The 14792-nt window shown below is 74.7% G+C and carries 12 protein-coding genes; 8 read left to right on the top strand and 4 right to left on the bottom strand.

What is annotated here, in order from left to right; translation table 11 throughout:
• Nucleotides 1-35: 35 nt before the first annotated feature.
• Nucleotides 36-1130 (bottom strand): fatty acid desaturase, encoded by a 1095-nt coding sequence (locus ACFZCF_RS14635; protein ID WP_391286744.1) that lies wholly within the window; start codon nt 1128-1130, stop codon nt 36-38.
• A 644-nt stretch (nt 1131-1774) separates the two neighbouring features.
• Here ACFZCF_RS14635 and ACFZCF_RS14630 point away from each other — a divergent pair.
• The 7 genes from ACFZCF_RS14630 (at nt 1775) to ACFZCF_RS14600 (ending at nt 11052) form a co-directional block, all read left to right on the top strand.
• Nucleotides 1775-4864, top strand: a complete 3090-nt coding sequence (locus tag ACFZCF_RS14630) for an SNF2-related protein (protein ID WP_391286743.1) — start codon at nt 1775-1777, stop codon at nt 4862-4864.
• Nucleotides 4861-6339 carry an SWF or SNF family helicase gene (locus tag ACFZCF_RS14625; protein WP_391286742.1) on the top strand — a complete coding sequence of 493 codons (1479 nt, stop codon included), beginning with the start codon at nt 4861-4863 and terminating at the stop codon, nt 6337-6339. Before ACFZCF_RS14630 ends, ACFZCF_RS14625 begins: the two co-directional genes overlap by 4 nt.
• Before the next feature lie 369 nt (nt 6340-6708).
• Nucleotides 6709-8208, top strand: a complete 1500-nt coding sequence (locus tag ACFZCF_RS14620; RefSeq protein WP_391286741.1) for an ATP-binding protein — start codon at nt 6709-6711, stop codon at nt 8206-8208.
• A 1-nt stretch (nt 8209) separates the two neighbouring features.
• Nucleotides 8210-8617, top strand: coding sequence for a roadblock/LC7 domain-containing protein (locus tag ACFZCF_RS14615; RefSeq protein WP_169092294.1), 408 nt, complete (start codon nt 8210-8212; stop codon nt 8615-8617).
• Nucleotides 8614-8970, top strand: a complete 357-nt coding sequence (locus ACFZCF_RS14610; protein WP_189952715.1) for a DUF742 domain-containing protein — start codon at nt 8614-8616, stop codon at nt 8968-8970. The genes ACFZCF_RS14615 and ACFZCF_RS14610 overlap by 4 nt, the downstream gene beginning before the upstream one ends.
• Nucleotides 8951-9574, top strand: coding sequence for an ATP/GTP-binding protein (locus ACFZCF_RS14605; protein ID WP_169092296.1), 624 nt, complete (start codon nt 8951-8953; stop codon nt 9572-9574). The genes ACFZCF_RS14610 and ACFZCF_RS14605 overlap by 20 nt, the downstream gene beginning before the upstream one ends.
• On the top strand, nt 9571-11052 hold the full coding sequence (locus ACFZCF_RS14600; RefSeq protein WP_391286740.1) for a cytochrome P450: 1482 nt from the start codon (nt 9571-9573) through the stop codon (nt 11050-11052). The genes ACFZCF_RS14605 and ACFZCF_RS14600 overlap by 4 nt, the downstream gene beginning before the upstream one ends.
• A 5-nt stretch (nt 11053-11057) precedes the next feature.
• Here the strand turns inward: ACFZCF_RS14600 and ACFZCF_RS14595 are convergent, their stop codons facing one another.
• Together ACFZCF_RS14595 and ACFZCF_RS14590 are read right to left on the bottom strand one after the other, a co-directional pair.
• Nucleotides 11058-12197 (bottom strand): hypothetical protein, encoded by a 1140-nt coding sequence (locus ACFZCF_RS14595; protein WP_391286739.1) that lies wholly within the window; start codon nt 12195-12197, stop codon nt 11058-11060.
• A 277-nt stretch (nt 12198-12474) separates the two neighbouring features.
• Nucleotides 12475-13122, bottom strand: a complete 648-nt coding sequence (locus ACFZCF_RS14590) for an alpha-ketoglutarate-dependent dioxygenase AlkB (RefSeq protein ID WP_391286738.1) — start codon at nt 13120-13122, stop codon at nt 12475-12477.
• Nucleotides 13123-13303: 181 nt separating this feature from the next.
• Here ACFZCF_RS14590 and ACFZCF_RS14585 point away from each other — a divergent pair, with 181 nt between their 5' ends.
• Nucleotides 13304-13807 carry an HD domain-containing protein gene (locus ACFZCF_RS14585; protein ID WP_391286737.1) on the top strand — a complete coding sequence of 168 codons (504 nt, stop codon included), beginning with the start codon at nt 13304-13306 and terminating at the stop codon, nt 13805-13807.
• A gap of 138 nt (nt 13808-13945) precedes the next feature.
• Here the strand turns inward: ACFZCF_RS14585 and ACFZCF_RS14580 are convergent, their stop codons facing one another.
• Nucleotides 13946-14725 (bottom strand): SDR family NAD(P)-dependent oxidoreductase, encoded by a 780-nt coding sequence (locus tag ACFZCF_RS14580; RefSeq protein WP_388448006.1) that lies wholly within the window; start codon nt 14723-14725, stop codon nt 13946-13948.
• Nucleotides 14726-14792 lie beyond the last annotated feature (67 nt).

Raw genomic sequence — 14792 nt, 5'->3', positions numbered from 1 at the left:
CCTGGTAGCGCTGCTGATCGGATCCGTGTTCGACCCTACTCCGGGCGGCCCGCACGCTCCTCGCGGAGGGAGGAACCGACCTCGTGGAGGTGGCCGAGTGCCTGCCGGTAGGAGTCGACGAAGCCGGTCTCGGTGTACGGGATGCCCAGGGCCCGGCAGTGGGCGCGGACGGCGGGCTGGGCGAGGCGCAGGTGGGGGCGGGGCATCGAAGGGAAGAGGTGGTGCTCGACCTGGTAGTTGAGGCCGCCGAGGAACCAGTCGGTGAGGACGCCGCCCCGGATGTTGCGGGAGGTGAGGACCTGGCGACGCAGGTGGCCCCAGCTGTCGCCGTCCTCGTGCTCGTCGGGCCGCTCCATGCCCTTGTGGTTGGGGGCGAAGGCGAGGCCGAGGTGGACGCCGAAGAGCATCTGGTGGACGAGCGCGAAGGCCAGGGCCTGGGCGGGCGTGAGGGCGGTGAGGAGCAGCGCCGCGTACCCGGCGAAGTGGAGGCCGAGCAGGGCGCCTTCGGTGAGGCGTTCGCGGCGGGTGCGGTACGGGCCGTCCTTCGCGAGCAGGGCCCGGACGCCGTACAGCTTGAGCGCGAGGCCCTCCAGGGTGGTCAGCGGGAAGAAGAGCAGCGCCTGGTGGCGGGTGAGGAAGCCGCGCAGGCCGGTGCGGCCGGCCGTCTGGTGCTCGGCGAAGACGAGGACGTCGGCGGCGACGTCGGGGTCCTTGTCGAGGTGGTTGGGGTTCGCGTGGTGGCGGTTGTGCTTGTCGTTCCACCACTCGCGGCTCATGCCGAGGAGGAGGTTGGCGTGGACGAGCTGGATGACGCGGCCGGCCCTGCGGTCGGCGGTGATCTGGGCGTGGCCGGCGTCGTGGGCGAGGAAGGCGGCGCGGGCGGAGAGCAGCGCGAGGGGCACGGCGAGCAGGACGGACCACCAGGCGGGGCCCGTGAGGAGGAGGGCGCCGGCGACGGCGGCGAAGCCGAGGAGGGTGACGGCGATGTCCCGGGCGTACCAGCCGGGGCGGTGGGCGAGCAGCCCCTGGCTCCGCACCAGGCGGAGGAGCGGGGAGAACTCGCTGCCCGCGGCCCGGTTCCGTGCGGCGGGCGGCGCCGGGGCGGGTGCGAGGGCGGTGGCCTGGGACATGGGAGGGCTCCGGCTTCTGTGAGGTGGGGCTGCCGCCGTCCGCGCCGAGGGCCGGTGACAGGCCTTCACCGTAGGAATCGGTGACGGGTCGGAGCCATGGCGTCACCACCCGACCGCGGGCGGGGGCGGACCGGCGTCCGGGGGTGGGGCGTTCCCCACCCCCGCCTGGACAGGGGGTCCGCTCCTCCCGTGGCAGGGGCCCCCGGCCGCGGCCGGAGAGGCACGGACGCCGGCCGCAGAGGGACGGGGCCTCGGCCGTCGAGGCACGCGGCACCGGCCACCGGGCCACCGGGCCACCGGGCCACCGGGCCACCGGGCCACCGGGCCACCGGGCCACCGGGCCACCGGGCCACCGGGCCACCGCGCCACCGCGCCACCGCGCCACCGCGCCACCGACGCACGGGTCCCCGGACGCGACCGCCGAGCCACGGGACACCGGCCGCCGCGGCACGGGCCCTGGGTCGCACAGGCACGGCCCCCGACCCCCGAGGCAGCGGATGTCGCCCCCCGAGGGGCACGGATTTCCGCCGTAGCCAAGGCCTGTGCGCATGTGTCGGGTGTCACGCAGGATGTGCGCGGTCGGGGAGTCGGGTGGGGTAAGGTCGGCCGCTCCGTCTCGCAGGTAGTCATATGTGGGGAATGTGTTGACGTCGTCGTTCCGCTCGTCCGGCCCCGGTTCCGAACCTTCCGTCCCGCCCATCGCCCCCGTCCCACCCGTCACTCCCCTCCCGCCCGGCTCCCCCGTCCCACTCGTCACTCCCCTCCCGCCCGGCTCCCCCGTCGGGCCCGTCCCGCCCCTCACCCCCCTCCCGGCGTCCGGTGTCGGCGCGCCGGCCGCCGTCTTCCTCCCCGCCGACCCGCCCCGGGCCGGCCGGATCGCGCTCTGGTCGCCCGCCGGTGAACCGCTGCCCGTGCCGCCGGGGGCGGCGGAGGACGTGGTCACGGTGGTGGACGGGGCGGAGCTCCGGCCCGTGACCGTCCCCGCGGCGCTGCTGCCGGTAGGGGACGCGCTGCCGTACCTCGCCGCCGCCCGGCTCTCCGGCGGGGCCGACCCGGCGGCCGCGTTCTGGGGCGGTGCGGCGCTCCTCGCGCTGGACCTCGTCGCGCGCGGCCTGCTGCTGCCCGGGGTGACGGCGGCCGGTCACGACGCCTGGCGGGCCGGGCCGTTGGGGCCCGAGGAGCTGGACCGGATGCGGACGCTCGCCGCGTCGATGCCGCCCACCGCGCACGCCACTCCCCTGGCGCCCGCCGGGACCGCGGAGGAGACGGAGGAGACGGAGGACTGGCTGCTGCCCGAGCCGGAGGAGCTGCTGCGGGCCTTCCTCGACGCGGTCGCCGACGCCCTCCCCCGTACCCCGGCAGCCGCGCTCGCCGCCGGCGGCCCCGCGTTCGCGGCGGAGGAGGCGCAGCCCGTGCCCGAACAGCGGGCGTGGGCGGCCGATCTGGCGGCCGGTCACGACGCGGGCGTACGGCTGTCGCTCCGCCTCGAACTGGTCGGCGGCGACGCGGCGGGGGCGGAGGCGCCGGGCTTCCGCGCGGTGCTCCAGCTGCACTCCGCCGCCGATCCCGCGGTGGTGGTGGACGCGGCCGAGGCCTGGTCGGGCGCGGGTCCGGCCGCCGCGGCGCTCGGGCCGCGCGCCCGGATGGACGCGCTGCTCGCGCTGCGGCGGGCCGCCCGCGCCTGGCCCGCGCTCACTCCGCTGCTCACGGCAGCCGTGCCGGACTCGATGGAACTGGCCGACGAGGAGCTCGTGGAGCTGCTCGGCCCGGCGTCCCGCGCGCTGGCCGCGACCGGCATGCGCGTGCACTGGCCGCGTGAGCTGGCGGACCGGCTGACCGCCCGGGCCGAGATCGGACCGGCCGAGGCGGCCCCGGGGGCCGCTGCCGTGACCGGTCCCGTGGCCGACGCGCCGTACGGCGAGGGCGACGACGGCCGTGGTGGCGGCGTGCCGTCGTTCCTCTCCGCCGACGCGCTGCTCGCCTTCAATTGGCGCTTCTCCCTGGGCGATCAGGAGCTGACCCGGGCGGAGCTCGACCGGCTCGCCGAGGCCGGGCGGCCGCTGGTGCGGCTGCGTGACCGGTGGGTGCTGGTCGATCCGGCGGAGGTGCGGCGCGCACGCGAGCGGCAGGACCGCGAGGTGACGCCGGTCGACGCCCTCGCGGCCGTGCTCACCGGCACGACGGAGGTCGACGGCCATCGGTTCGAGGTGGTCGCGAGCGAGGCCCTGGAGCGGCTGCGCGAACGGCTCTCCGACCCCGAGGGCGGGGTCCGCGAGGTGGCGCAGCCGGCCGCCCTCGCCGCCACGCTGCGCGACTACCAGCTGCGCGGTCTGAACTGGCTGCACCGGATGACCTCGCTCGGCCTCGGCGGCTGCCTCGCCGACGACATGGGGCTGGGCAAGACCATCACCGTCATCGCCCTCCATCTGCACCGGCAGGGCGAGGCGGACACCGCGGGCCCGACCCTCGTCGTGTGCCCGACCTCGCTGATGGGCAACTGGCAGCGGGAGTTCGAGCGGTTCGCCCCCGGCACGCGCGTGCGCCGCTTCCACGGCGCCGGCCGCGACCTGGACGGGCTCGGTGCCGGGGACGTCGTCCTCACCACGTACGGCACGATGCGGCTCGACGCCGAGCGGCTCGCCGCCCCCGCGTGGGGGCTGCTGGTGGCGGACGAGGCACAGCACGTGAAGAATCCTTACTCCGCCACCGCCCGCAGGCTGCGGACGATCGGGGCACGCGCGCGTGTGGCGCTGTCCGGCACTCCGGTGGAGAACAACCTCTCCGAGCTGTGGGCGATCCTCGACTGGACGACGCCCGGGCTGCTCGGCGGCCTCGGTGCCTTCCGGCGCCGCTACGCGGACGCCGTCGAGGGCGGCGACCCGGCGGCCGCGGAGCGGCTCGGCGCGCTCGTCCGCCCGTTCCTGCTGCGCCGCCGCAAGTCCGACCCGGGCATCGCGCCGGAGCTGCCGCCGAAGACCGAGACCGACCGCGCCGTCTCCCTGACGCCGGAACAGGCCGGCCTGTACGAGGCGGTGGTGCGCGAGAACCTGCTGGCCATCTCGGCGGCGGAGGGGATGGCGCGGCGCGGCCTCGTGGTGAAGCTGCTGACCTCGCTGAAGCAGATCTGCAACCACCCCGCCCAGTACCTGAAGGAGGAGCGGCCCCGGATCGCCGGCCGTTCGGGGAAGCTCGAACTCCTCGACGAGCTGCTCGACACGATCCTGTCCGAGGGGGCGAGCACCCTCGTCTTCACCCAGTACGTCGGGATGGCCAGGATCCTGGAGGCGCACCTGGCGGCGCGCGGGGTGCGGACGCAGTTCCTGCACGGGGGCACCCCGGTGGCGGAGCGGGAGGCGATGGTCGCCCGTTTCCAGGAGGGCGAGGTGCCGGTCTTCCTGCTGTCGCTGAAGGCGGCCGGGACGGGGCTCAACCTCACCCGGGCCGAGCACGTGGTGCACTACGACCGCTGGTGGAACCCGGCGGTGGAGGCGCAGGCCACCGACCGGGCGTACCGGATCGGGCAGACGCGGCCGGTGCAGGTGCACCGGCTCGTCGCGGAGGGGACGGTCGAGGACCGGATCGCGGCGCTGCTCGAACGCAAGCGCGCGCTGGCGGACGCGGTCCTGGGCGGGTCCGGTGACGCTCCGGCCGAACTGACCGAGCTGACCGACGCGGAACTGGCGGAACTGGTCTCCCTGCGCGGGGACGACGTCGCGAACAGGGACGGACGATGAGCGGGTACGGGGCCACGGGCGGATACGGGACGGCCGACGGGCACGGCACGGCGGACGGATACGGAATGACGGGCGGCCATGGAACGGCGGACGGGGGTGTGACGACGGGCGGCGGCCGCGGGCACGGGGCGGCGGACCGCGACTCCGAGGAGCTCACCTTCGGGGCGGCGCCGCCGGTGCGCGGCGGTGCCTTCACCCGCACCTGGTGGGGCCGGGCGTGGCTCAAGGCGCTGGAGGACACGGCGCTCGACGGCCGGCAGGTGAAGGAGGGCCGGAGGCACGCGCGGGCGGGGGCCGTCGGCGCCGTGTCGGTGCGGCCCGGGCGGATCACCGCCGTCGTGCAGGACCCCGACGGCTCGGCGTACCGCAGCGACGTGCTGGTGCGCACCCTGGCCGACGAGGAGTGGGACCGGCTGCTGGACCTGGCCGTCGACAGCGCCGGGCACATCGCCGCGCTCCTCGACCACGAGATGCCGCCGCACCTGGTGGAGGACGCGGCGGGGGTCGGGGTCGACCTGCTGCCGGGCATCGGGGACCTGGAGCCGGAGTGCGGCTGCGAGGCGTGGGACCACTGTCCGCACACGGCGGCGCTCTGCCACCAGGTGGCGCGGATCCTGGACGAGGACCCGTTCGCGCTGCTGCTCCTGCGGGGGCGGGGGCAGCAGGCGGTCGTGGACGCGCTCCAGGCCCGCAGCGCGGCCCGCGCGGGTGGCGGGGCGGCGACCGGCGGGGCCCGCGACACGGGGACGGGGGCCGGCGGGCCGCGGGGCGTGTCGGCGGCGGAGGCGTACGCGCTGCGGGACATCCTGCCGCCGCTGCCCGCCGTGCCGGTGCCGGACGCGGCGCCCGGGGAGCCGCCGGCCCTGGACACGGAGACGGATCCGGAGCCGGGGGTGGAGCCCGCCGCCCTGGAGTTCCTGGCCGCGGACACCGCGGCCCGCGCCCACCGGCTGCTGACCGAGCTGCTGGCCGGCCGGCCGGTCGCCCCCGCCGGTTCGGCCGGGGGGCTTTCGGTCGCCGAGGACGCGGTGCGGCTGGCGGCGGGTCGGCCGCCGGCCTGGGTCGCGGGGCGTCTCGCCTCGGGCACCGGGCGTTCGCGCGCGGAGCTGGACGCGGCCACGCGCGCGTGGCGGTGGGGCGGGGCCGCGGCCCTCGCCGTGCTGGAGGAGTCGTGGACCCCGGACGGGCCGGCCCTGGCCGTGGCGGAGGCCCGGCTGGCCGGGGCCTGGGAGGACGGCGAGGCTCCGGAGCTGAGCCGGTCAGGGGCGCGCTGGACGGCGTCGGGCGGACGGGCGCAGCTGCGGCTCGGCGAGGACGGCCGCTGGTGGCCCTACCGCCTCGTCGGCGGCGGATGGGTCCCGGTGGGTCCCGCGGACCGGGATCCGGCGGCGGCGTTCACCGCGGCGACGGCCGAGGGCGAACGGGACGGCCAGCCGGAGGAAACGAACGCGGGTTCGCGTGACCTTTCGCAATGACCGGTGAAACCCCCGCAGTCTGATCAGTTGTTGTCATTTTCTCTATGTATTCCTGCCCTCTTTGAGGGCCAGTTTGATTGATAGAACCCTTCCCTCCATCAACGTCACATGCCAATGGCGAACTGACTATGCTCCGCAGATGTGTTGCGCCCCGCTCACAGCGAGTCATGAACGCTGGGAGCGGGCGCCGACGGAGCACGGCCGCGAGGGATGTTTCGAGCACCTGTGCGTGATCGATCGCATGTCCGCTCATTTTCCTGACGGTACGTCGCCCCGCTTCAGTCCTTCCCCCTTTCCGGACGTCGAGGGAAACCGTTGATGGAACGCGCAGGTTCAACTTCCAGAGCCAGGCCGGGTGCGACGGCTCCGGTGTGGCTCGTCCCGCCGGGGGTGCTGGCCGCCCTCTTCGCCATGGGGCTGCTCTTCGCGCCTGCGCAGATACGGACTCCGGTGGCCTGGTACGGCTTCGCGGCGGTCTCCCTCACGCTCGGCAGCACCGCCCTGACCGTGCGCCTGGCCCGGGCGGCCGAGGCGGCCCGGCACACGGGGGCGCTCCGGGCCGCCCGGCAGGCCCACGCGGAGACCGAGGCCGCGCTGCTCGCGCGCCTCGCCGACCAGCGGACGGCCACGGTGTGGATGGCCGAGGAACTGCTCCCCGCGGCCGTCGCCCGGCTCCAGAAGGGCGACTCCACCTCGGAGATCGTGAACTCGGTGCGCGTCGGCGAGCACCTCGACGAGGGCTTCACCCAGGCGCTCAAGGGGGCGCTGAGGACGCTGCTCCTCGCCGTCGAGGCCGAGGAGAACACCCGGGACTCCTCCCAGCGCGCCCTGGTGGCCGTCGCCCGCCGCGTCCAGGCGATCGTCCACCAGCTGGCCAAGGACCTCCGCGAGATGCAGATGGTCCACGGCACGGACCTCGTCCTCGCCCGCGGCCTCCAGGACGTCGACCACCGCAACGCCCTCATCGGCCGTCTCGCCGCGAGCATCGCAGTCCTCGGCGACGCCCGCCCCGGGCGCCAGTGGTCGAAGCCCATCCCCCTCTACGACGTGCTGCGCGGCGCCATGTCCCGCATCGTCGACTACCCCCGGGTCAAGCTCCAGTCGGTCACCGAGGCCGCGATCGTCGGCCCCGGCGCCGAGCCCCTGATCCACCTGCTCGCCGAACTCCTCGACAACGCGACGACGTTCTCGCCCCCGCACTCGCCGGTGGAGGTGAGCGCCGTCGAGGTGCCCTCGGGCATCGCGATCGAGATCGAGGACCGCGGCGTCGGTCTCACCGAGGAGGTCCGCCAGCGCATCAACCGGGTCATGACGGACTCCGCCTCGGGCCTCTTCCTCGCCGGCCTGGGCGAGGTGACCCAGCTCGGTCTGCCGGTGGTCAGCCGGCTGGCCCGCGAGTACGGCTGCGACGTCGACCTGCGCCCCTCCGCCTACGGAGGCGTACGGGCCGTGATCCTCGTACCCCGGCGCCTGATCACCACGGTGGAGAAGCCCGTCGTGAGAACCCCCGAGCCCGCCCGGAAGCGCACGACCGGGCCCGTGCGGCCCCTGCCGTCGCGCGGCGGTGCCACGGTGCCGCCGCCGGCCCCGGAGCCGCTGCCCGTGCTGCCGCCCACCCCCATGCTCCCCACCTCGTTCGACGAGGGCGCGGCGCCCTACATCGACGGGCAGACCCTCAACGGTCTGCCCCGCCGCCGCCGTGACTCCCCCGTCCCGACGCCGGTCCTCCGCACCGGCCCCGAGCCCGCCCCCGCCCCCACCACCGCGCGTCAGCCCGGCCTGATGTGGGAGGCCTTCAACGGCACCAAGCGCTCGGACTCCGCATCCCCCACCACCCCGCTCAGCCAGCCGTCTGATGAGGTCGAATAACATGCAGCCACTGCCCAACATCGACTGGATGCTCACCGAGCTCGTGGGCGGCGTACCGCACGTACGACACGTCGTCGTCCTCTCCGCGGACGGCCTCAGCATCGGCCAGGCCAACACCGCCCCCGACACCGCCGACGCGATCGCCGCGGCCTGTTCCGGCATCCAGAGCCTCGCCCGGGCGATCGCGCAGATGTTCCCGCACGGCAACGGCACCACCCACATGGTCGGGATCGAGGCCGACGGCGGCTACTTCTCCCTGATGGCCGCCGGCCCCGGCGCCTACCTCGCCGTCCTCGCCGACGCGGAGGTCGACGCGGGACTCCTCGGCGACCGCATGCGGACGCTCGTCACCAGGATCGGCCGGCACATGACCAGTCCGCCGCGTGAAGACGTCCGGCAGGCGATGTGACCTCGGACAACCCGAAGCCCTGGGAGGAGGGCACCCCCGTACCGCTGTACGTCATCACCGGCGGCGAGGGGTCCTCGGCCAAGACCTTCGACCTGGTCACGCTGATCGCGACGAGGTCCGCGCCGGACCCGTCGATGCAGCCCGAACAGGCTTCCATCCTCACCATGTGCGAGTACCCGCTGTCGGTGGCCGAGGTGTCGGCCTACCTCAGCCTTCCGTTCAGCGTCGTCACCGTGCTGCTCTCCCAGCTCGTCGACGACCAGCGCGTCGAGGCGATTGCACCCGTCCCCGTCGCGGCCTTCCCCGACCGGGGCCTTCTGGAGGCGGTGATCCATGGACTACGCAGACTCTGACACGCTCAGGGCGCCAGGACGGCGCGAGACCGACCTGCTGCTGCCGCACGGCGCCCGTGGCGTCAAGGTCGTGGTCGTCGGCGGCTTCGGCGTCGGCAAGACCACGATGGTCGGAGCGGTCAGCGACATCCCGCCGCTGACCACCGAGGAGCGCATGACGCAGGCCGGCGTCGGGATCGACCACAACCCCGGCGTCACCGGCAAGAACACCACGACGGTCGCGATGGACTTCGGCCGCATCAGCATCAACGAGGAACTGATCCTCTATCTGTTCGGCACCCCGGGGCAGGAGCGCTTCTGGTTCCTGTGGAACGGCATCTTCGAGGGCGCGCTCGGCGCCGTGGTCCTCGTCGACACCCGCAGGATCGAGGTCTGCTTCGAGATCATCACGCGCCTGGAGGACCGCCGCGTCCCCTTCGTGGTGGCCGTCAACACCTTCCCCGAGGCCCCCCAGTACCCGCTACCAGAACTGCGCACGGCCCTGGCCCTCAGCGACTCCGTCCCCCTGGTCACCTGCGACGCCCGCGACCGGGCGTCCTGCCGGGACGCCCTCCTCTCGCTGATGGTCTACCTGTGCACCCTCGCCGCCCAGGAGACCGCATGACCCTCCCCGCCCACGAGCACCCCGCATCGGACACCGGGCTCGTCCCGCCGCCCGGCTGCCCCGCCCACGTGGCCGACGGCCCCGGCGGAGCGACCCGGCTCTACGGACCCGCCGCCGAGACCGATCCCATGGGCCTCTACGAGGAACTGCGCGCCATCCACGGCCCGGTGGCGCCGGTCCTCCTCGACGGCGACGTCCGCGCGTGGCTCGTCCTCGGCTACAACGAGAACCGCGACGTGGCGACCCGCGCCACCCAGTACTCCCGCGACCCGAGGGTCTGGCACGGCTGGACCACCGGGGAGATCGACCCCGCCACCTCCCCGCTCATGCCGATGATCGGCTGGCGCCCCGACTGCGTCTGCGCGGACGGCGAGGAGCACCAGCGGCTGCGCAGCGCGGTCACCGCCTCGCTCGACCAGTTCGACCACCGGGGCATCCGGCGCCGCATCAACCGCTTCGCTCACGAGCTGATCGACACCTTCTGCGAGGACGGCGAGGCGGAGCTGGTCGACCGCTTCACCGAGCACCTGCCGATGCTCACCCTCATCCACCTGCTCGGCATGTCCGACGAGGCGGCGCCGAAGCTGGTGCAGGCCGCGCGCGACCTCTTCAAGGCGACCGAGACCTCGCTCGCCAGCAACGCCTTCGTGGTCGCGAGCCTGGAGGAGCTGGTCCGGGAGAAGCGGCTGAGGCCGGGCATGGACATCGCCTCGGCCCTGATGTCGCACCCGGCGGGCCTCACCGACGAGGAGGTCGTCCACCACCTCCGGCTGATCCTGCTGGCCGGCTACGAGACCACCGCCAACCTGATGTCGAACGTGCTGCGGATGGTGGTCACCGACCCGCGGTTCCGCGGCTCGCTGGCCGGCGGTCAGATGACGCTGCCGGAGGCCGTCGAGCAGGTGCTGTGGGACGAGCCGCCGCTGATGGTGTGCCCGTCCCGCTACGCCAACGGGGACACCACGCTCGGCGGACAGCGGATCATGGCCGGCGACATGCTGCTGCTCGGTCTGGCGGCGGGCAACATGGACCGGGTGGTACGCCCCGATCCCGCCGCGCCCGTGCACCACAACCGCGCGCACCTCTCCTTCAGCGCGGGCAGCCACGAGTGCCCCGGCCAGGACGTCGGCCGCATCATCGCCGACACCGGCATCGACATCCTGCTGACCCGGCTGCCCGACATCGCCCTGTCGATCCCGGAGGAGGAGCTCACCTGGCGCTCGTCCACCTGGGCGCGGCACCTGACGGCGCTGCCGGTCACCTTCGCGCCGCGGGCGCCGCGGGGTGCTCAGGACGAGGAGCCGCTGCCGGCGGCCCCGGCGCCGCACGCCGCCGAGATCCCCGCGCCCGCCACGGCGCCGGAGGCGGCGGCCGCGACCGCGGACCCGGCCGGGCCGTCCGGCTCCGGGCCGGCCGTGCGGCCCGGGGCGTCGCCGTCCTGGTGGGAGCGGCTGCTGCGGCTGGTGCGGCTCCGGTAGTTCCGTCATGGCTCGGCGTCGAGGCCGAGTCCGACGGTGGAAGGGGGCGGGGCCGCGTGCCGGCCGGACCCCCTTCCGTACCACTCCTCGGACGAGGAGGCGGTGGGCGTCCGCTGTTCCGGGAAGGCCGGCTCGGTGGGGACGTACCGGGGCGCGCCGGTGTACCAGGCGTGGAGGCCGGAGAGAAAGCTGCACGCGCCGCCGAGCCAGGTGTCGAGGTCGGCCTGCTCCTCGGGGGTCAGTCCGGCCCTGCGGGCGAGCAGGGGGACGTCCTCCTCGCGGAGCTGCTCGAAGTCGCGCATCCGGGAGTTGACGAGGTGGACGGAGGCCGGGACGGCCTCGCGGAGGGGGATCCCCAGGGAGGTCCCGAGGACGACGACGAGGTTGTTCACGTCGTGTTCCTCGTGGACCTCCCGCTCGTAGGAGGCGATGTCGTTGGCCAGGCCCATGACGTCCATGAACGCGGTGACGAGTCCCCGGACGGTCCGGTGGCGACGGATCCGCTCCGGTATTCGGGCGCCCGTGGCGAGCTCGACGGAGTAGGGCGCGGTGTGGGCGGCGAAGCTCTCGCGGCGGAAGGGGGCGTAGTCGATGAGGTGGGGGACGCGCCCGGTACGGCTGTTGGCGAGCTCTTCGACGCCCGCGTCGACGTAGCGGGCGAGGGCGCGGCTGAACTCCGGGCGCCAGTGGGAGAGTCGGGGCGGGAAGAGGTGGCGCTGGAGGTCGGCGATGCCGCGCTCGACCGCGTTGACGGGCTCGGGGAGGCGGGCGCCCTCCTCCGTGCGCAGGAAGGCGTGGAGGCGGGCGGTGAACTCGTGGGCGCCCTGGAGGTCGCTGGTCCGCTTGAAGGAGTGGGCGAAGTAGTCGTCCCAGGCGAGCGCCCAGATGTTGAAGCGGTGGTTGAGCCGGAGGGCGTCGGGCGAGGCGTCGGGGAGGGTCCAGGCGGTGAGCAGGTCCACCGTCATGGCGCGGAACTGGGCCGGGGTCCAGATCGGGCGGCCGCCGGCGCGTCCGTCGCCGTCGTCCAGCATGCCCATCTCGCGGGCCCAGGACTCGCTCTCGGCGCGGAGGCCCGGTAGGTGCGGGTTGACCTTGAGCGGATGAGGCATCCACAACTCGGGGATTTCGACGGCATGCAGGGGCATGGTCGCTCCACCTCCTTCAGTCCTCGGAATCCGTCTGTATGTTGCCGCTGTCACTGACGGCCGACAATTCCCGCCACGCGACGCTGCAACCCTGCCCGCCCGACCCGGCCCACAACCCCCGGATCGAACGGGTCCGGATCACGGTAACCCGGGCGTCTTGCTGGGCAGTTGTGTTCTCCTGAAGTCTCGTGGACGTTCACGGACCGCGGACGGGCGGGCGCCGGCGCCCCGGACGACCATGGCCAGTTCCGGCTGGCCGCGAGATCCGCGCGCGGGGTCAGGCGACGCCGCGCGGGCGGAACTGGACGCTGATGCGGGGCCCGACGGCCCGGCTGGTCTTCGGTACCGCGTGGTCCCAGGTGCGCTGGCAGGAGCCGCCCATCACGACGAGGTCGCCGTGGCCGAGCGGGAGGCGGAGCGCGATGGGGCCGCCGCCGCGCGGGCGGAGCACGAGATCGCGCGGATCGCCGAGGGAGAGGATGGCGACGAGCGTGTCGCGGGAGGCGGAGCGGCCGGTCCGGTCGCCGTGCCAGGCGACACTGTCCCGCCCGTCCCGGTAGAGGCAGAGCCCGGCGGTGGCGAACCCTTCCGGGAGCTCGGCGGCGTAGTGCGCGCCGAGGGCGTCGCGGGCCGCGGTGAGCGCGGGATGCGGAAGGGGCTCGCCCTGGCGGTAGTGGGCGAGGAGGCGCGGGACGGCGACGACGACGTCGTACATCCTGCGGCGCTCGGCCCGCCAGGGCACCCGTCCGGCCAGCTCGTCGAAGAGCGCGTCGGCCCCGCGGAACCACCCGGGCAGGTGGTCCACCCAGGCCCCGCCGGCCAGCGGTGTCCGCCGCAGCCCGTCCAGGTCTCCGGGCCCGGGCTCGTCGCCCTGGTCGAACAGGGAGCCCTGGAGGCCGGGGAGGTCCGGTGGTGCCGTGGTCATGGATCCAGGATACCTCTGAAACCGAACATACGAACGATTACTGCACGGCCGGGCAAGGGGCGGGGGCCGCGGGAGGTCAGGGGGACAGCGAGAGGTCAGGGACAGCGAGAGATCAGGGAGGAGCCGGGAGGACCGGGGAGGAGCCGGGAGGACGGGAGGGAGGGTCGGGAATGATGGGGGCATGATGACGCTCGCCGAGGTGGACGCGCTGGCCGACCGCGCGCATGCCGGACAGGTCGACAAGATCGGCGTCCCCTACGTGGCACACGTACGGGCCGTCGCCGCGGGGCTCGCGCCGCTCGGGCCCGAGCTGGCCATGGCGGGGCTGCTTCACGACGTCGTCGAGGACACGGAGTGGACGGCGGACGGGCTCCGGGCGGCCGGGGTGCCCGAGCGGGTCGTCCGGATCGTCCTGGCGGTCACCAACGAACCCGGCCGCCCGTACGAGGAGAAGATCCGGCGCGTCGCCCGGGACCCCGACGCCACCCTGGTGAAGATCGCGGACAACGCGCACAACAGCCGCGCGGACCGGGCGGCGGCGCTCACGCCCGAGCAGCGCGCACGGCTCGCCGCCAAGTACCGGTCGGCCCGGCGGGTGCTGTGGGCCGCCGCCGACCGGGAGCAGATCGCGACGATCCTGCGGATCGTCAACCCCGACCTCCTGCCGGAGCTGACCGGACCGTAGGCCCGTCGGGGGTCCGGAGCCGAGCCCCTGCAGGCGGACCGGGGAAGGCGGAAGGTCGGGCGGGGGCGGCGGAGGGGACCGGGGCCGTCCCCCTCGCAGTCGTCGGCGTGGCCGTCGTAAGTCGGCGGTCCCGTGCGGTCAGCTCCGCAGGTGGGAGGCCCCGTTGAGGTCCAGGATCGTGCCGGAGGCCCATTCGGCGGCGGGCGAGGCGAGCCAGAGGACGGCGGCGGCGATCTCGTCCGGGTCGGCGACCCGGCCGAAGGGGCTCTGGGCGCGGATCGCGTCGCCCTCGGCGCCGGCGAGGCGGGGTGCGACCCGCTCCGTGGCGAAGAAGCCTGGGGCGACCGAGGCGACGCCGATGCCGTACGGGCCGAGGGAGACGGCGAGGGACTGGCCGAGCGCGTGCACGGCGGCCTTGGTCGCGCCGTAGGCGGGGTGGTCGGGTTCACCCCTGAAGGCGCCCCTGGACCCGATGTTGACGATCCGTCCGGCCGCGCCGCGGTCGATGAGTCGGCGGGCCACGAGGTGGCTCAGGTTGGCCGTGGCGAGCAGGTTCACCGAGACGTGCCGCTGCCAGAGCGCCGCCCACTCGTCGTAGGGGGTCTCGGCGAGCGGGTGCGGGAGGTTCACCGCGGCGTTGTTCACGAGGACGTCGATGCCGCCGCCGGTCCCGCCGAGGGCCTCGGCCGCCTCCTCGACGACCCGGGCCGCCTCACCGGGGTCGGCGAGGTCGCCGCCGACCAGGGCGTGTCCGCTCCCCTCCAGGGCGGCGAGGGTGGCGCGGGCCTCGTCGGCGCGGGTTCCGTAGTGGACGGCGACCCGGTCGCCGTTGGCGGCGAAGGCGCGGGCGACCGCCCGGCCGAGGCCGCGGGAGGCGCCGCTGACGAGGACGCCGCGACCGGTGTCGGGGAGCTTCACGGGGGGCCTTCCAGCCGGGGACGTACCGTACGGTCCGTCATTCTGCCGCTCGGACAGGGGCGATGGG

The sequence above is a fragment of the Streptomyces sp. NPDC007945 genome (assembly GCF_042958885.1).
GTDB lineage: Bacteria > Actinomycetota > Actinomycetes > Streptomycetales > Streptomycetaceae > Streptomyces.
Note: the sequence above shows the minus strand (reverse complement) of the source record. Positions and strands in the feature narration are given on the sequence as shown.